The organism is Nocardiopsis lambiniae (assembly GCF_031845465.1).
Lineage (GTDB): Bacteria > Actinomycetota > Actinomycetes > Streptosporangiales > Streptosporangiaceae > Nocardiopsis > Nocardiopsis lambiniae.
Window position 1 is genome coordinate 105,755 of the sequence record NZ_JAVREP010000013.1, and the last position, 15,460, is coordinate 121,214.

18 protein-coding genes and 1 tRNA gene are annotated in these 15,460 nt (G+C 67.9%); 8 read left to right on the top strand and 11 right to left on the bottom strand.

Annotation, left to right across the window (positions count from 1 at the left end):
- Window positions 1-54: 54 nt before the first annotated feature.
- The 4 genes from RM479_RS19120 to RM479_RS19135 form a co-directional block, all read right to left on the bottom strand.
- On the bottom strand, window positions 55-1,236 hold the full coding sequence (locus tag RM479_RS19120; protein WP_311513080.1) for a site-specific integrase: 1,182 nt from the start codon (window positions 1,234-1,236) through the stop codon (window positions 55-57).
- Window positions 1,237-1,272: 36 nt separating this feature from the next.
- Window positions 1,273-1,461 (bottom strand): helix-turn-helix domain-containing protein, encoded by a 189-nt coding sequence (locus RM479_RS19125; RefSeq protein WP_311513081.1) that lies wholly within the window; start codon window positions 1,459-1,461, stop codon window positions 1,273-1,275.
- Window positions 1,462-1,655: 194 nt separating this feature from the next.
- Window positions 1,656-1,844 (bottom strand): DUF397 domain-containing protein, encoded by a 189-nt coding sequence (locus RM479_RS19130; RefSeq protein WP_274807919.1) that lies wholly within the window; start codon window positions 1,842-1,844, stop codon window positions 1,656-1,658.
- Complete coding sequence (locus tag RM479_RS19135; RefSeq protein WP_311513082.1) at window positions 1,831-2,694, bottom strand: helix-turn-helix domain-containing protein; 864 nt, start codon at window positions 2,692-2,694, stop codon at window positions 1,831-1,833. Before RM479_RS19135 ends, RM479_RS19130 begins: the two co-directional genes overlap by 14 nt.
- Window positions 2,695-2,827: 133 nt before the next feature.
- On the opposite strand from RM479_RS19135, the gene RM479_RS19140 reads away from it, so the two are divergent.
- From RM479_RS19140 to RM479_RS19150, 3 genes are all read left to right on the top strand, one after another.
- The gene (locus RM479_RS19140) at window positions 2,828-3,124 is read left to right on the top strand and encodes a hypothetical protein (RefSeq protein ID WP_274807920.1); all 297 of its coding nucleotides are present in this window, start codon (window positions 2,828-2,830) and stop codon (window positions 3,122-3,124) included.
- Complete coding sequence (locus tag RM479_RS19145; protein WP_311513083.1) at window positions 3,121-3,372, top strand: hypothetical protein; 252 nt, start codon at window positions 3,121-3,123, stop codon at window positions 3,370-3,372. The genes RM479_RS19140 and RM479_RS19145 overlap by 4 nt, the downstream gene beginning before the upstream one ends.
- Before the next feature lie 251 nt (window positions 3,373-3,623).
- The gene (locus RM479_RS19150; protein ID WP_311513084.1) at window positions 3,624-3,746 is read left to right on the top strand and encodes a hypothetical protein; all 123 of its coding nucleotides are present in this window, start codon (window positions 3,624-3,626) and stop codon (window positions 3,744-3,746) included.
- A gap of 192 nt (window positions 3,747-3,938) precedes the next feature.
- Here RM479_RS19150 and RM479_RS19155 read toward each other — a convergent pair whose 3' ends face one another.
- The 3 genes from RM479_RS19155 to RM479_RS19165 all read right to left on the bottom strand — a co-directional run bounded on the left by RM479_RS19155 (window position 3,939) and on the right by RM479_RS19165 (window position 7,631).
- On the bottom strand, window positions 3,939-5,171 hold the full coding sequence (locus RM479_RS19155) for a Shedu immune nuclease family protein (protein WP_274807922.1): 1,233 nt from the start codon (window positions 5,169-5,171) through the stop codon (window positions 3,939-3,941).
- A 500-nt stretch (window positions 5,172-5,671) separates the two neighbouring features.
- Window positions 5,672-6,187, bottom strand: a complete 516-nt coding sequence (locus tag RM479_RS19160) for an AAA family ATPase (RefSeq protein ID WP_311513085.1) — start codon at window positions 6,185-6,187, stop codon at window positions 5,672-5,674.
- Between the two features lie 502 nt (window positions 6,188-6,689).
- Window positions 6,690-7,631 (bottom strand): bacteriocin fulvocin C-related protein, encoded by a 942-nt coding sequence (locus tag RM479_RS19165; protein WP_311513086.1) that lies wholly within the window; start codon window positions 7,629-7,631, stop codon window positions 6,690-6,692.
- Window positions 7,632-7,877: 246 nt separating this feature from the next.
- Here RM479_RS19165 and RM479_RS19170 point away from each other — a divergent pair, with 246 nt between their 5' ends.
- Window positions 7,878-9,092 carry an MFS transporter gene (locus RM479_RS19170; protein ID WP_311513087.1) on the top strand — a complete coding sequence of 405 codons (1,215 nt, stop codon included), beginning with the start codon at window positions 7,878-7,880 and terminating at the stop codon, window positions 9,090-9,092.
- A 19-nt stretch (window positions 9,093-9,111) separates the two neighbouring features.
- On the opposite strand, the gene RM479_RS19175 is transcribed toward RM479_RS19170, so the two are convergent.
- Both RM479_RS19175 and RM479_RS19180 read right to left on the bottom strand, forming a co-directional pair.
- The gene (locus RM479_RS19175; RefSeq protein WP_311513088.1) at window positions 9,112-9,618 is read right to left on the bottom strand and encodes a hypothetical protein; all 507 of its coding nucleotides are present in this window, start codon (window positions 9,616-9,618) and stop codon (window positions 9,112-9,114) included.
- Window positions 9,619-9,788: 170 nt separating this feature from the next.
- The gene (locus RM479_RS19180; RefSeq protein WP_311513089.1) at window positions 9,789-11,027 is read right to left on the bottom strand and encodes a helix-turn-helix domain-containing protein; all 1,239 of its coding nucleotides are present in this window, start codon (window positions 11,025-11,027) and stop codon (window positions 9,789-9,791) included.
- A 656-nt stretch (window positions 11,028-11,683) separates the two neighbouring features.
- On the opposite strand from RM479_RS19180, the gene RM479_RS19185 reads away from it, so the two are divergent.
- Both RM479_RS19185 and RM479_RS19190 read left to right on the top strand, forming a co-directional pair.
- A complete protein-coding gene (locus RM479_RS19185; RefSeq protein ID WP_311513090.1) occupies window positions 11,684-12,769 on the top strand; it encodes a class I SAM-dependent methyltransferase in 1,086 nt (361 codons plus the stop codon).
- An 87-nt stretch (window positions 12,770-12,856) separates the two neighbouring features.
- A tRNA-Pro gene (locus RM479_RS19190) sits at window positions 12,857-12,930 on the top strand.
- 53 nt (window positions 12,931-12,983) lie between these two features.
- Here the strand turns inward: RM479_RS19190 and RM479_RS19195 are convergent.
- On the bottom strand, window positions 12,984-13,427 hold the full coding sequence (locus tag RM479_RS19195; protein WP_311513091.1) for a helix-turn-helix domain-containing protein: 444 nt from the start codon (window positions 13,425-13,427) through the stop codon (window positions 12,984-12,986).
- A 79-nt stretch (window positions 13,428-13,506) separates the two neighbouring features.
- Here RM479_RS19195 and RM479_RS19200 point away from each other — a divergent pair, with 79 nt between their 5' ends.
- A complete protein-coding gene (locus tag RM479_RS19200) occupies window positions 13,507-13,956 on the top strand; it encodes a MarR family winged helix-turn-helix transcriptional regulator (RefSeq protein WP_311513092.1) in 450 nt (149 codons plus the stop codon).
- A gap of 174 nt (window positions 13,957-14,130) precedes the next feature.
- A complete protein-coding gene (locus tag RM479_RS19205; RefSeq protein ID WP_311513093.1) occupies window positions 14,131-14,652 on the top strand; it encodes a DUF421 domain-containing protein in 522 nt (173 codons plus the stop codon).
- 144 nt (window positions 14,653-14,796) lie between these two features.
- Here RM479_RS19205 and RM479_RS19210 read toward each other — a convergent pair whose 3' ends face one another.
- Window positions 14,797-15,057, bottom strand: a complete 261-nt coding sequence (locus tag RM479_RS19210; RefSeq protein WP_311513094.1) for a hypothetical protein — start codon at window positions 15,055-15,057, stop codon at window positions 14,797-14,799.
- Between the last annotated feature and the right edge of the window lie 403 nt (window positions 15,058-15,460).

Sequence of the window (15,460 nt, forward strand, 5' to 3'; positions counted from 1 at the left end):
TTTCTTCGTCTCCAGTGGGGTCGGGGTGGGGTTGAACCGGGGGCGGGTGGGCCGTCAGCCCACGTCGTGCAGGATGGCGTCCATCGCCCGTGCTCCGGATCGAAGTACCGGCCGGAGTTGGTGACGGTAGATGCGCTCCGTGGTGTCGGTGCCGTCGTGGCCCACGAGGAGTGAGATCTCCTCGATGCTCACACCGTGGTCGGAGAGCAGCGACACGAAGGTGTGGCGCAGCTCGCGCGCTGTCCATTCGTTCTGGTCGAGTCCTGCCTTTCTCATGATGGTGCGCAGGTCCCGCAGGACGTTGTGGTGGTCCAGCGGTGTCCCGTGCCCGGTGCAGAACACCAGGTCGTTGTCCTGCCACAGCTCGGCCGCCGCGAGACGCTCTCGGGCCTGCATGGCCTTGTGCGCGGTGATCGCTTTGACGGCGATGCGGGGCAGTTCCAGGGAGCGCCGTGACCGTCGGGTCTTGGTGTCCCGGTCTCCTCGCACCGAGGTCCACACGTGGATCGTGGGGGCCCCGCCGTTGGTGTCGATCTGGCCCCATGTCAGCGCCCGGATCTCCTCGGTTCGGGCTCCGGTGACGATGGAGAGCACCAGGTAGGCGTACCACCGCGTGCCTTCCGCCGCCTTGAGCACCGCCACGGCCTGTTCCAGCGTCATGGACTTGGAGGGCCGTCCGGGCTTGTCGCCCTTGAGCCTGCCGCGCTGGTCCAGCCGGGCGAGTTCGGCGACGTTGCGGGCCGCCATCTCTTGGATCTGTGCGTAGCGGATGGCGCGCTCCAGCAGGTTGAGCACCAGCCGCAGTGTCCGCGAGGACAGGTGCGGTTTGCGGCCCCGGAGCCAGGCGAGCACATCGGCCACCCGCAGTTCGGCCAGCAGGTACCGGCCGAGGTAGGGGGTGATGTGCGTACGCGCGAGCCGTGTGTAGTTGTCGCGTGTAGTGGGTGCCAGGTCGGCGGTCTGGTCCCGCAGGAACTCCGCCACGCAGTCGGCGACGGTGTAGCGGGCGGGGGAGTTGACCCCCTGGTCCAGCTCTTCCAGGACCTGGGCGAGTTTGTCGTAGAGGGTGTTCTTGTTCTTGCTGCTGACCTTCTTGACCTGGCAGCGGCCGGTGTGCGGGTCCTGGCGGAGGCGGATCTCCGCACGCCAGAGCTTGCGTGCCTTGTCGAGGTAGACCGACACGTCGGGTCGGTCGGCCAGGTCTGCCCTGGTGGGCTTGCGTGGTGTTCTGGGCACCACTCCTCGTCTTTCCCGGGAACGGTCCCGTCCAGCCTAGGCCTGCGCCTGCTTCTCTACGAGGTGGTTGATGTAGGTCTCCAGGGCGGAGCGGGGGACGAGGCGTCGCCGGCCGACGCGGACGGAGGGGAGCTGTCCGGTGGCGATGAGCTTCTTGACGGTGGTGGTGCCCAGGCTCAGCGCGCGGGCGGTTTCCTGGACGGAGTACGCGACCTTGTGTTCCACACCGGGGTCCCTTCTCGCGGACGGGTTTCACTTCCTGGTCGCGATCGGAGGGCCTGATCGGGTTCAGGTGGGGTGTGGAAGGCGTGCGTACGCACTGCGGGCCCTGCCGCTAGAAGCGGCAGGGCCCGCAGAAGAACGGAGATCCGTTGTGCTCATGCCACTAGTGGGGTGGTGTGTGGGGGGGAGGGACGGCTCTACTCGGTCGCGCCCTTGACGGCTGTGAGGAGTGCTCCCCACTCCAACCGGGATGCTTCGATATGGCCGAGGGAGCGGTTCTGGGTGTCACGGAGGGCGGCGCCGTCAGAGGTTCGCTTGGCCTCCACGCAGTGGCCGCCGTTCCCTCCGCTGTAGGAAGACTTACGCCATTCCTTAGTGAGTTCCATCGCGGAACTCCTTCCTGATCGTGCGTAGACGCTCCAAGGAGACCTCTGGCGACCAGGCTACTCCGAGCAGTTCACCGAAAAGCTCGTGAGCCTCCTCGACCTCCGGGCCGTGGTACATGCTGCCCGATAGGGCGTTCTCCAGGTACAGGGCGTCCGGCTGGCCCTCGAAGGACATCAGGACCAGCATGCCGGTGTGGCCGGGGTGGAAGCCGGTCTTCAAGGGAACGATCTGCAACCCCAGCCTATGGGATTCCACCAGTTCGATCAGTTTGTCGAGCTGCTCCACCATGACCCCCACCCCTCCGGTGGGAGCCAGCAGGACGGCTTCATTCACGATGCTGTGGACCCTGGGCGGATCCGGCCTGTCCCAGATGCGCTGGCGTCGCATCCGTCCTTCGACGATCTCTTCCACCGCCTCGGGTGGAGCGAAACGGTTGGATGCCCTGGCCAGGGACCGTGCGTAGGCCCTGGTCTGGAGCAGCCCGGAGATGACCAGGGGGTGGAACTCACGGATGTGCGTCGCTGCCGGTTCGGCCTTCACCAACTCGGAGAGGAAGCTGGGATAGGACTCCCGGTTGCTGAGCTTCACCCACAGCTCTACGAGCTTGCCGTCCGCGCCGAGGAAGTCATCGATGAGGTTGACCTTGTCCCGGCTGGGCCAGTGGGTTCCGCTCTCGAAACCGCTGATCAGCGTGCCTGTCACTTGGATTCGAGAAGCCACTTGAGCCTGTGTCCTGCTGGCTGAGGTCCGATACTTCTTCAGCTCCGTTCCCCACTTCTTGGCGTGCGGCTTCACCTTCTTCTTCACCGATAAGCCACCCTTCACAACCTCGCCATAACCTCTTTGCACACAGATCTATCAGTGTTGAGAGGCTTGGTGATATCACTTCCCAGATAGAAGTGGGTTCCCCAAGCTGGGATCACCGGAGAACTTAACCCACGACACCTGAATGGGTTCCGGGATAACCAGGGAGGAACCACTCATGTCGGAAACGAGGGAAGCAGCCAAGCGGTTGTGCCACTGGGCGGATGAAAGCGGCCTGAAGGCGCTGCCGCATCCCGGCCAGGTGGTCGAGCTGAAGAAGGGGAAGCAGAGTCAGCACGTCCGTCTGTCCCGGACGGAGGGCGGTTGGTTCTGGTTCTGGCTCTGGGAGCCGTTCCGTACCGAGCAAGACGTGTGGGAGGCGGAGAAGGGCCTGCCCATGGGGCAGGAGCGGGACATGGTGCGCCGGGTACTGGCAGTGCTGGAGATCGCCGAGGCAGGGGAGAAGGTGACATGACCTCACACGAGTTCCCCCGTTACCTCGCGGAGGTCCCGCCCGAGGTCGCCGACACCCTCGCAGAAACCGAAGGGGTCGAGCGGGTCACCCACCGACAGGTCCTGTGCTCGGCGGTCGGGCTGCTCAACCTCAAGAAGCGTGGCACGCTCTTCTTCGCCAACGGCGGCGCGGTGCTCATCCGCCCCGGACAGAAGATGATCACTTTCTCCGAGCTGCGGAGGGGCGATCTTCCCAAGCGCTACCTCTGACCTCGCACGGCTCGGAACCCCCAACCCCTTCCACCGATCCCCTGGTGGGAGGGGTTCCGTGCGGTAATGGAGCCTAGATCATGAATGCTCACTTGCACCCCGAACTCCACCGGTCTTTGCAGGTAGTGCTGCTGCCCAACTGCATCATGCTGTCTCGATACGACACCGCCCATGGCCGGAGGCTGGCGTTGTACCTCTCCTGGATCGTAGTCGCAAACAAGCCCGAAGTGGCATCCTAGGCAGCCCGCCGCATGCTGGAGATCGCCAATGGTCTCGGCAGCAAGCGCACCAACGAACGCCCCCGCGTCGTGAGAAGGGCTCTGGAACGGTTCCGCGACGTTCCTGAGCTGCGCGATGCCCTGAGCGCGGCGTAGTCATTCCCATCCGCAGATCCGCGCGGAACTCAGTAGCTGAGTCGGCCCGTGGGTGCGTCGGTCGGTGCACCAATGGGGTGGCCCGTATGACGGGTGCACCCTTACGGATGTTTTTTCCCTGTTCAAAGGATGCTGCACCCCGGTCGATGTGCTGCCCGACATGGGCTGCTAGCCAACATGGATTAATGAAATTCAATCTGTCTTTGAGTTCATTTCCACCTGTTCCAGAGACCACTGGGCTCGTGCCAAGACTTCGTCATAAGTGATTACTTCCGGGTGTGACAAATTATGTCGGTAGAGTTCGAATGATTTTACTTTTTCTGGATGGGGTGCTCCATTTTTTGTTAGGGAGGAGAGTTGTCCGATTACTAGGTAGGATCGAGGTGTTCCGGTATAAATTCTCTCTCCCGTTGGAAATCCTTCTGTGTCGCGAGTCTCTAGCCAGTTGCCGATATCTTCTTTGGCTCGCTCTGCGGTGATGTGAGCCTGGGCAACTCCTCCTGTCACTTCACGTGAAGGCGCCCAACAGCCTGATCGGTATTCGATTTTTTCAAGAAGTGGGTCGTCGTGCAACTTTATTTCTGCAAGAACGAGTGACCGAACGATGCCACTCGTTGTGAGCATGGCGTCTACTCGTTTTCCTGGGCCACCGACGCTAGCTCCTGCGACTGTCTTTTCAAGCTTCTCATCGTCCCATGCTGTGAAAAGTTGGCTTGAGAGTCCTACTCCGAGTATCCAAGGATTTTCTTCAAAGAACCTCTGCCATACAGATTCTCGGCTTCCTCCTTGGCGCTTTATCTCAAATTCTTCCGGGTTGTTAAGGAGCTTATCGAACTCCTCAAGTTTTTTCTTTCGGGCCGCAACGGCAACTACATCTTCCGCGCTTATATCGTTCTCAATTAGGAGTCTAAATTTTTCGGGGTCGATCTTGTACGCTACTTGGGCTGCCTGTGGCAGGGACATGGCAGAGCTCAGTAGTTCGTTGTCTATGGCAGGCTCGTCTGAGTTTTCAGGGCTTGTTTCCCTGAGTGTCAAGAACATGTTGATAAGGCGATCGGATGATTCCTTGTCTAGATTGAGGATGTTTTCGCTTTTTGCGTTTCCCGGGTTCCCGGTGATCTTGTCAAACTTGATCTCGGTCACGTTGCCTTGGTCGCGGACGATCTTCGCTCGAATCTGAACGCGCCCCTTGGCGCTCCGGTGGATTTCCACTTCTATTTCCTCGGCTTCTGTTGGTGTGTTTTGGTTTTGCTTTGCTTCGTAGATCACTTGCCATGAATACCTGGCTGTTGAACCCTTCTCGCTGTTGCGTCCAACTTTTAGAACAAAAGGTTTGCCAAAGTAAATTCTCCCTGGGGTTCGCAGAGATGCATAGTCGGCATCGCTGTTTGGCTCTGGTGGAAACAGGGATTTCCAGTCCATCATGGAGGCCCTTCTAGGGTGATGGCCTTTCGGGCTCTATTATGTCCCACATGTTCTCATGCTGCTTGGAAACCTGAGGATTCATCAGGAGAGGACAGGAGACCCGAGGTGGAGTAGCGGTGGGGTTGAAAAAGGGGCGCCTATGGGCGCCCCTCGGTGACCGGTCCCGTTGCTCGGTGGCCGGGGCGGGGGCCCCGGCCTGCGGGTTCGTATTGTGGGGTGATGGTCCGCGACCCCCGGCGGCTACGCCGGGTGTGCCTGGGGGTCAAGGGGTCGTGGGTTCAAATCCCGCCGTCCCGACAGAGAAGTAGCAGGTCGGAGAAGGGTCCACCGTCAGGTGGGCCCTTCTCCGCGTTCCCGGCGGGGTCGGGGTGGGGTTGAACCGGGGTCGGGTGGGCCGTTGGCCCACGTCGTGCGGGACGGCGTCCATCGCTGGGGGCGCTGACCGGCGCCCCACCCCGGCCGGGACGCTTCGCCCCGGCCGGGGTCGACCGCCCGAAACCTCATATCCGCGCCACCGGAAGCGTCTCTTCCCCCACATGGCGGATGATCGCGTCGACGACGCGATCGAGTGGTTCGGTCGCGTCGATGACGACGCCGTCCTTCGGAATGTCTTCTTTCGTCCGGTGCAAGCGAACGATGAGTTCTCGTTCCGACCGCCTCGCGCCCCACTCGTCGTCCGGTCGCTCGTCGAGGCGTCGATTCAATGTCCTGAGGTCGATCTCAAGGACGAAGACGCCGTCGAAGAGGTCTATGAACTCCGCGAAGTTCTTGGAGCCGCCGCAGAAGAACGTCACCGCGCTGCCTTGGTCGGCGACCAGGGATTTCACCTTGCCGATATTCCAAATATGATGCTCGTGCCTGAACCCGTCCGTCGGTCGTCCGGTTTTCGGGTCGCCTTGATAGGCCAACTCGCGGTCGCCATTGATGGCATGGTGGCCCCGCCGATTCAATTCTCTACAGACCGAGGTCTTTCCGGTGCAGGAAACGCCTTCGATCAGATAATTCCTCACGCCCATGGCCGGATTTTACAAGGGTATGTGGGGCGGGACGCAGGGTCTGGCAGGAATGTCCGGCCACTCGATCACCGTGGTCGGAGAGACGCCGACCCGCCGGTCGCCCGCCGGGCCCGGAGAAGCGTGAGGAGCATCGGTCGAAACCGGCGTGGGAGCACGGAAGGACCGGTCAAAAAGACCGCTCCGTCGTCGCGAGTCGCTCGACATCGGCGCGGTGGTAGCGATCCAGGCGGCCCGGGGCCGGCTCGTGGCGCTCGGCGGTGATCTCGAACCCGTCGGGCCCATGAGCCGGGAGAGCCGCCCGGACCCGTGGCCGTCACGTGTGCCGGGTGTCCTCTTCTTGCGGGGTGCGGTTCCGGAACGGGATCGAGGAGAACACCGCGCCCGGCGCCGCCGAGTGATCGCGGGCCGCGACCATCGCGAACGCGGAACGCGCGCGGACACGGGACCGTCGCCGGGCGAGGGCGTGCGTGAACGCCCTCGCCCCGTACCCGGGCGGATCACCTCACCGGCAGTGCCCGTTGCAGATCCACAGGAAGATGAGCCCGCAGCCGCGGACGTGCGTGCAGCCCTGGAACCCCGCGCAGACGTCGCCGCCACCGCACCAGTCGTTGGACTGGGAGCAGGTGCAGTCGGCCGCCGCCGCGCGCACCGAGGGCTCCTCGGGCGGACCGAGCGTGGCGAGCAGCGCGTGGGCCTCCCGCTCGCCGAAGGCGGCGATCGCGCTCTCCTTGAGATGGTCGAGTTCGGCGTCGGGTCCGGTGCGGAACGTGGTGAACAGGGCCGGCTCGGACAGCAGTTCCCCGGCGCGCTCCAGCACCTCCCGCTGGGCGGCGGTCGGCTCGGGGTGCTCACGGCGGTAGCGGTCCAGGTGCTCGACCCACAGACGGCTGCGCGCCCGGGGGGACAGCTCGCCGAAGATCGCGCGGCGGTAGGTCATGGAGTGGGATCCGAAGGCGTCGAGCCGTTCCGGGAGCCGACCCCGGTTGGTCCGCGCCCAGGTCTGCGCCCGGGTGACCTCCGAGGCGTCGGCCAGGGCGGGGGTGCGTCCGGCCAGGACGAGGCCGACGGCCACGCCCAGTCCGGCACCCGCGCGCAGGAAACCCTTGCGGTCGACCCCGCTCCCGGCGCCCGGGTCGCGCAGGCGGCTCAGCGCGCCGATCAGGCGCAGGGTCGGGACGGGTCCCAGGCGGGTGAGGAGCCGGACACCGAGCGCCGGGCCGGTCCAGGCCCGGGGCCCGTCGGCGTCGACCCGGATCAGGGTGGGGGTCCACGGGGCGTGCGCGCCGTAGACCTCGCGCCGCCACCGCTCCACGTCGGCGTGCGCCAGGGGGAGGAGTTCGATCCTGTCCGAGCAGGTGTCCCGGACCATGTCGGACACGGCGCGGCAGCGCTCGCAGGACGCGTCGAAGGCCAGGATCCAACGGGGGGTTTCGCGTGGTCTCATCCTGTGTCTTTCGGTGGGGATCGGCCACTTCGTCGAATGTAGTTATTTCCTGGAACCCGGTTCCGGTCAAGGGGTGCAGAAGGGCTTTTCCGCCCCGGGGGGTTCCGTTCGCGAGGGTGCGGACGCCCTTGGGTACGCGGCTTTCGGTGTCTTCCGAGGTGAGCGGGGGGCTCGGTGTCCCCTGCCGTCATATCGGTGGATAGCCTTTCCCGTGTCAATGGACCTTTCATGTACGCGGGTGATGGAATGAAGCGAGAATTTTCCGAGAAAAGCGCTCTCGGCGCGGTTTTCATCACCGTGTTCATTGACATGCTGGGTTTCGGGATGATAGTGCCGATCCTTCCCACGTACGCCCGTGAGTTCGACGCCTCCCCGGCCGTCATCGGCGCTCTGATCGCCGTCTACTCGCTCGCCCAACTGCTGCTCGCCCCCGCCGTGGGGCGGGCCTCGGACCGATGGGGGCGGGCCCCGGTCATCGCGGTGACCGCGGCCGGGGCGGCGGTGGGCCACCTGACCATCGGCCTGGCCGGTTCGCTGGCCGCGCTGTTCGTCGGCCGGATCCTGTCCGGTGCCTGCGCGGCCAGCACCGCCGCCGCCCAAGGGGTGGTCGCCGACGTGCTGCCGCCCGAGCGCAGGGCCGGGGGGATGGCGGTCGTCGGCGTCGGCATCGGATCGGGCATCGTGCTGGGTCCGGGCATCGCCTCCCTCCTGGTCGTCCTGGGCGATGACCGGTTGCCGTTCTTCGCCGCGGCGCTCCTGTGCCTGGTCAACATCGTGTGGGCGCTGGTCGCGCTCCCGCGCGGCGGCGTCGCCGCCTCGGGCGCCACCCCGGGCGTCGCGCGCGTCACCGGAGGGCGGGGCGGCCTGCGGGCCCTGCCCGGACTGGTCCCGCTCCTGGCCGTCTCGGGTGCGGTGATGGTCGGTTTCTCGATGATCGACTCCCAGTTCCCCCTGTTCACGGCGGACCGGCTCGGGTTCGGGCCGGTGGAGAACGGCCTGTTGTTCATGTACGTCGGCTTTCTCATCGTGCTGGTGCAGCTCACCGCCACCCGGTGGTTGTCCCGGCGGTTGGGGGAGATCACTCTGATGGCGATCGGCGCGACGGTCCTCGCCGCGGGCGCCGCGCTGGTCCCCCTGGCCGGTGAGTGGTGGCACGTGGCGCTGCCGGCGGCCCTGATCGCCGCGGGCAACGCCACCAACGCCCCCACCACGATGGCGGCGATCTCCCGGGTCACGCCCCAGGAGCGCCAGGGCGAGGCCTTCGGGGTCTCCCAGTCGGTGAACTCCGGGGCCCGGGTGGTCGGCCCGCTGCTCGGCGGGTGGCTGTTCCAGCAGTTCGCGCCCTCGGCGCCCTACGCCGCCGCGGCCGTGGTCCTGGGCCTGACGGCCGCCACCATCTGGGGATTGCGCGGGCGGTCCCGGTCGTGGTGGCACGCCGACGAGGGCGCCGCCCTGCGGTGACGCGGTCCCGGGCCGGGCGTCAGGCCTTCGGGGTGCGAGGGGCGTCTCCGTCGGTGGGTCGGACCTCCCACTCCAGGGCGGGCACCACCATGTACGGGACCAGGGTGGCCACGCCGGCCCCGCACCGGCCGTGACGTTGCAGGTCGATCAGGGCCGAGGCGATCAGGACGGCGTTGTGGCGCAACTCGGAGTCGGTCGTGCCCATCGGGATGACCCGGCGCACGTGATGGCAGCGCGCCCCGTCGACCTCGTGCACCATCCCCACGACATGGGTGCGCGCCAACCGCCGCATCGCCGCCACCGGGGGGATCCGGTACCGGTACCGGCAGCGCAGCCGGACCCCGTCGGGGCCGGTGGACTCCGCCTCGTAGGTGATGGACTCCCAGTCCTCGTCCACCTGTCGGACGGTGGTCCCCATGGCCCGCGCCCACGCGTCGATCCCGGCCCGGTCGTGGGCGGTGAGCACGTCCTCGCGCCCCTCGCGCGTCGGTCCCCGTGCCGCCGCGTCCCCGGGGGCGGGCGTCACCGCTCCGCCCCTCACCCGTGATCACCCCGTGCGCGGGCGACGGTGCGCGTCATCGTCGATGGTCCTCGAAACGTCGGTGGGATCCCGGGCCCCCGGTCCGGGGTCCCACCGACGTTAACCCGTCAAGGCCCGGCTGAGGGGCACGGAATGTGCCCCCCGCCAGGTAAAACTCAGGCCGGTAGGCCCACCCGGTCGGCCAGGGCGCCCGCCGCCGCACGGTGCTCGCGCGACCGCAGACCCTCGATGATCATGGCGCGGGCGTGGCCGTTGTAGCGGACGGTCTCCGGGGCGGTGGCGTGCGCCTGCGCCAGCAGCCGCAGTGCCTCGCCCTCCCGGCCGTCCGACCGGTGGGCGCGGGCCTGCTCGATCCGGTGCCGGGCGCGGCGCGGACGCGACGGGATGACGTGCGCCTCCGAGCGCATGGCCTGGCGCACCCCCTCGCCGCCGTTGCGCAGCTCTACGGCCACGGTGACCGCGTGCGCGCCCATGATCGCCTTCGAGAAGGAGGTCACCGGGTGGTAGAACCCGGCGGGGAGCCGTTCGGCGACCCGTCGTGCCGTGTCCCACCGCCGCCAGGCCGTACCGCTCTCGCCCCGGCGGGCCGCGGTGTACCCGGCCTCGAACTGGAGGGCGCCCCACAGCGACAGCAGCTCGTCGGAGTCCCGCTCGGTCATCAGGGCACCCAGGTGCGCCAGCGCGCCCTCGGCCACCGCGTCGGCGGCGTCCCAGTCGCCCGCGTCGCGGTGCGCCTGGGTCATCAGCCAGGCGGCGATGCCCAGGGCGCGCGGGTCGTCGGACTCCCGGGCCGTCACCACCGCGCGTTCGCACACCCGCCACAGCAGACTCTGCGCCGGCTGGTAGGCGATGAAGAACTGCGCCAGCGAGTACACCTCCGACAGCGCCGCGCGGGCGGCGCGCCGGTCGGACTCCCCGTCGGCCCCGTGCACGGCCGCCTGGGCGTCCTCGATCAGGCCGGGCAGCAGGGCGCCCAGCACCTCGCGGTGGTCGGGCGCCGCGTGCCGGGCCCGCCATGCTCCCCGCAGGCGGGACCGCAGGTGGGGGAGGGTGGGCGGGGGCCGGTCGGTGAGCGGTATGAACGCGTTGATCGCGGCCCGCACGGCGGGCAGCCGCGGGTGCCCGGGGCCGCTGAACGGTTCCACCGGGATCGATCGGGCCCCGGTCAGCGCGGCCAGGTCGCGTACCCGCAGCGCCTCGGCCAGTTTGAGCAGGAGCGGCAGCTTGGGGGTGCCCAACCGGCCGGTCTCCAGCGCCTTCACCCAGGAGGCGGACCGGCCCACCATCCCGCCCAGGACCTCGCGGGTCATGCCCCTGCGGGTGCGGTGCAGTCGCAGGCGGGTGCCGAAGGGGATCTCGGGGTCGACGGATTCCCCGACGCCGTCGAAGGTCACGTGTCGTCCTTCCCGGTGTGCCGCGCCCTCGGGGGCGGCGTCCCATGACACTCCCCCGTGGGGGAGGGCACCAGAGTAGGGGCGACGGGCACGCTCCGGGAGGGTTTCGGCACGATCCGTCGCCGGCGCATCGTTCCGCCGCCGCGCTCGCGCCCCCACGGGGGACGGTCGATCACCCCGGACCGGTCGGCGAAGGACGGTGGACACGGTTCGCGAGGTGGGGGCGCGAGCGCGGCGCGCACCGGCGGCGAGCGCCCCCGGGCACGGCGTCGGCCGTGTCCGGACACGGTGGCCCCGGCCGTACCGGTGCCCTCCGGTGAGGATCCGGTGACGGGTGTCGGTCGCGGTGAACGGGAGACCCTTGCCGGTCGTCCCGCCGCCGCGAAGGCGGGTCGATCGGCGCGGACGGGAGGGGCAGGGGTGCGGGGTCCGGCCCTCGTGCCGCGGTGACGGGCCCCTGGCCACAGGCGGCCACGGGGCACCGGGACCCCCGGTGTTCAAGGGGGAGAAGAGTAGAATGTCCGATTACCGTGTTGGCGGCCGGCGTACCCTGCGACCCTCGCGAAGAGCCGCGGAACTCCACACGGGCAAAGGTGCCGGTCGATGCGACGCCCCGCCGTCGGGCGGGTGGACCACCCCTGACCGAGGAGCCCGTGATGACCACGCAGACCACAGGGCAGGCGCTGGACCGGGACGCGGTGGAGGAGTTCTCCGGTCGGCTGATCGGCTTCATGGACTCCGGCAGCGCCGCCCTGTTGTGCGGTCTGGGACACCGGCTGGGTCTGTTCGACACGATGGCGGGCCGAGGCGCGATGACCGGCCCGGAGGTGGCGCACGAGGCCGGTCTGAACGAGCGCTACGTGCGCGAGTGGCTGGCCGGCGCGACCATGGCCGGGGTGATCGAGTACGACCCGCCGTCCGGTACCTACCTGCTGCCCCCCGAGCACGCCGCCTGTCTGACCCGCGCGGCCGGGCCCGACAACCTCGCCCGGCTCCTGACGGTCCTGTCGATGCTGGCGCGGGTGGACGAGCAGGTGGAGGAGGCGTTCCGCAAGGGCGGTGGCGTTCCCTACAGCGCCTATGAGCGGTTCCAGGAGATGATGGCCGAGGACAGCGGTGTACTGGTGGACGCCTCCCTCATCGACACGACACTGCCGTTGGTGGAGGGCCTGCCCGAACGGTTGGCCCTGGGCATCGACGTGGCCGATGTGGGCTGCGGGCGAGGCCGCGCCCTCAACGTGATGGGCCGGACCTATCCGCGCAGCCGGTTCGTCGGCTACGACTTCTCCCCGGAGGCCGTCGCGTTCGCCCGGGGGCAGGCCGACGCGATGGGGCTGTTCAACGTGCGGTTCGAGCTGCGCGACGTCTCCACGCTGGACATCGAGGACGGCTACGACCTCATCACGGCCTTCGACACCATCCACGACCAGGCGCACCCCGCCCGGGTGCTCGCCGGGGTCCACCGGGCGCTGCGGCCCGACGGAGTGTTCCTCATGGCGGACGTCAAGGCGTCCAGTGACCTGCACGAGAACGCGGGACTGCCGTGGGCGACGTTCCTCTACACGGTCTCCCTCATGCACTGCATGACGGTGTCCCTGGCCCTGGGCGGCGATGGCCTGGGCACGGCGTGGGGTGAGCAGAAGGCACGCGCCATGCTGGCCGAGGCGGGGTTCGGCCGGGTGCGGGTCGAGGAGAACGACGTCGACCCGTTCAACAACTACTACGTCTGTGCCCAGGGCTGACCCGGGCGGCCCTCGGTCTCGGCGGGCCGGGAAGTGCGGTAAGGTTCTACCTGTTGGCGACGTCGGAGACGACGGTCGTCCGGCGGACGGGACGTAGCGCAGCTTGGTAGCGCACTTGACTGGGGGTCAAGGGGTCGCAGGTTCAAATCCTGTCGTCCCGACAGAGGAAGGGCGTTCACCACGGTGAACGCCCTTTTCGCATGTCCGGGGCCTTTCACCCTCCGCTGGACAGGCCCGCCTCGGGCCGCGCGTGAGCGGTGGGCAGGGCGGCGAGGACGGCGCGGGTCCCTTCCAGGACGGTGTTGAGGACGCGCTCGGCGGCTGCGGTGTCGTCGGCGGACAGGCGCTCCCAGATCGGCTCCGTGAGTTCGGCGACGCGTTCCCCGGTCCGGCCGAGGAACACCCGGCCCGTGTCGGTGATCCTCCCGTCGGAGACCAGGCCGCGTGCGGTCAGGTCGGCCAGCAGGGAATCGGGGTCGGGGAAGTGGGTCTGGTCGCGGATGTGCGCGGACAGGTCGCCGGGCCCCTCGAAGTGCTCGGCGACGCGGAGCGCGACCCACTGCGGCTCGGAGAGTCCGCTGTCGGCGAGGACGGCGGTGAGGAGCGCGCTGAGGGCCTTCTCCGTGCGACCGATGAGTCGGGTTCCGAACGGGATCACGGCGACCTCCTTGATTGTTGGTCCGACCAACATTACATGAGTGTTGGTATCGCCAACAAGCGGCGGTATCGTGGGCGGCATGGTTCGGCGACTCGACGATCGGGCGACCTGGCTGGTGGGCCGGGCGCACCTGCGTTCCCACCGGCTCCTGCACGAGGCGTTCGCGGAGGCCGGTGCACGCCCGTACCACTACCGCGTGCTCGCCGCCCTGGAGGAGTCCGGCCCGCTGAGCCAGGCCGACCTGGGGCGGCTCACCGATCTCGACCGCAGTGACGTCACGACCTCGCTCGACGCCCTGGGCCGGAGCGGCTTCACCGTGCGCCGGCCCGATCCGGCCCACCGCCGGCGCAACCGCGTCTCCATCACGGAGGCGGGCCGCGCGGAACTGCTCCGGCTCGACGCCGTGCTCTCCGGCGTCCAGGACCGGTTCCTGGGCCCGCTCTCGGAACCGGAGCGCGCCGTGTTCCTCGACCTGGCCGCCCGGCTGGCGGGTGACGGCGCGCCCGGCGGTCCGGGACGGAGCGGGTAGACCGAGCTCGGACCGATCGGGCTCCGGGTTCCGAACCCCGTGGCACGCGGCGGGACGCGGCGGAGTCGTGACACCGGTCGGGGCACGATGTCGTGTTCGTCCACGTCACGCCGGTCAACGGGGCCCGGCGGCACCTGCGGTTCCCACGGCGGGCGGGCGGGTAGGTGGTCCGGCATGCTGGAAAGTCTCTTCGGTGTCGCCCTCGACGGACTGTTGCTGATCCTGTTCTCCGCGGTCGGCATCTTCGCCACCGTCATCACCTACACGCGTATCGCGGGGCTGCGCAGCTTCTCCAAGATGTCGAGCTTCGACTTCGCCATGACGGTCGCCGTCGGATCGCTCGTGGCGACGGTCGCGGTGGCGCAGGTGACGCTCGTGGAGGGCATGACGGCCCTGGCGGTGCTCTACCTTCTCCAGGTCGTCATCGCCCTGCTGCGCCGCTTCTCCCCGTTCCAGCGGGTGGTCGACAACGCCCCGCTGCTGCTCATGTCCGAGGGCACGATGCTCCAGGACAACATGAGGAGGTCACGGATCACCGAGGACGACCTGCGGTCGACACTGCGCGGAGCCGATGTCGGGAGCATGGACTCGGTGCGCGCGGTCGTGCTGGAGACGACCGGGGACATCAGCGTGCTCCGGGGGCGGGAGGTGGATCCGTGGCTGCTGGAGGGCGTACGGAAGGGCCGAGGGCGGTGACCGTCCGGAATTCCGGACGGTAGGCAGGTTCGGGTTTTCGGAAATCCCTTTTTCGTGGTGTGCGCATCTCTTTTTCGGGCGTCACCGTGTTCGAAAAAGGAGGGTCCCGCCGATATCGACGGGACCCTTTTCATGCGTATCGGGTCAGACCCGGCGCAGCCACAGGTAGACGGTGGCCCCGCCGTCGCAGAGATAGTCGGAGTATCGGGCGTTCTGCACCTGCTTGCGGCCCTCCGCGTGGCAGGCGGAGTAGGTCCAGTACCAGGAGTAGTACTCCCAGCAGGGGCTGACGTTGCCGTTGTGCTCGCACTGCGGCTGCGGTTCGACCGCGGCGGCGGGGGAGGCGAGGCCGAGGGTGACGACGGCCGTCATGGCGGCGACGGCGAGCGTCTTGGCGAACTTCACTGGACACCTCTTCTGTGTTCCCGTTGAAGGGCGTCCGGAATCGATCACCGTGGGGGCGATGGTGCGCGGTCGCGCTTTTCCGGATCGTGAGGATCATAGAATCCGTTGGGTCAAAGCAAGGGAAAAGCAAGAGCAAAGCGATGGTCAAGTGCATTCGCCTATGTGAATTCTGTGATTTCGTGCCGTTGTGTTCCCGCCGGGGGCCGACCGCGGCCGAGGAGGGCCTCGCCCGGCGGGGTGCGGGTGTGCGGGGTCCCGTTCCCTGCCGTCTCGCCTGCGCCAGGTGGGCCGGCACGGCGCCGCCGGGCGGTGGGAGGCCCTCGACACCGCCACCGGACGGCCGCGCATCATGCGCGCGCCTCCGACACCCCCGTCCAGGAGTGCGAGGACCCCTCCTGAACAG

Bases quoted from the DNA above. Each gene is read 5' to 3' on its own strand.
- RM479_RS19200 (WP_311513092.1), top strand. From the start codon at position 13,507: ATGGTTCGGCGACTCGACGATCGGGCGACCTGGCTGGTGGGCCGGGCG.
- RM479_RS19165 (WP_311513086.1), bottom strand. From the start codon at position 7,631: ATGAGACCACGCGAAACCCCCCGTTGGATCCTGGCCTTCGACGCGTCC.
- RM479_RS19140 (WP_274807920.1), top strand. From the start codon at position 2,828: ATGTCGGAAACGAGGGAAGCAGCCAAGCGGTTGTGCCACTGGGCGGAT.
- RM479_RS19205 (WP_311513093.1), top strand. From the start codon at position 14,131: ATGCTGGAAAGTCTCTTCGGTGTCGCCCTCGACGGACTGTTGCTGATC.
- RM479_RS19150 (WP_311513084.1), top strand. From the start codon at position 3,624: ATGCTGGAGATCGCCAATGGTCTCGGCAGCAAGCGCACCAACGAACGC.
- RM479_RS19170 (WP_311513087.1), top strand. From the start codon at position 7,878: ATGAAGCGAGAATTTTCCGAGAAAAGCGCTCTCGGCGCGGTTTTCATC.
- RM479_RS19160 (WP_311513085.1), bottom strand. From the start codon at position 6,187: ATGGGCGTGAGGAATTATCTGATCGAAGGCGTTTCCTGCACCGGAAAG.
- RM479_RS19130 (WP_274807919.1), bottom strand. From the start codon at position 1,844: ATGGAACTCACTAAGGAATGGCGTAAGTCTTCCTACAGCGGAGGGAAC.
- RM479_RS19145 (WP_311513083.1), top strand. From the start codon at position 3,121: ATGACCTCACACGAGTTCCCCCGTTACCTCGCGGAGGTCCCGCCCGAG.
- RM479_RS19185 (WP_311513090.1), top strand. From the start codon at position 11,684: ATGACCACGCAGACCACAGGGCAGGCGCTGGACCGGGACGCGGTGGAG.
- RM479_RS19155 (WP_274807922.1), bottom strand. From the start codon at position 5,171: ATGATGGACTGGAAATCCCTGTTTCCACCAGAGCCAAACAGCGATGCC.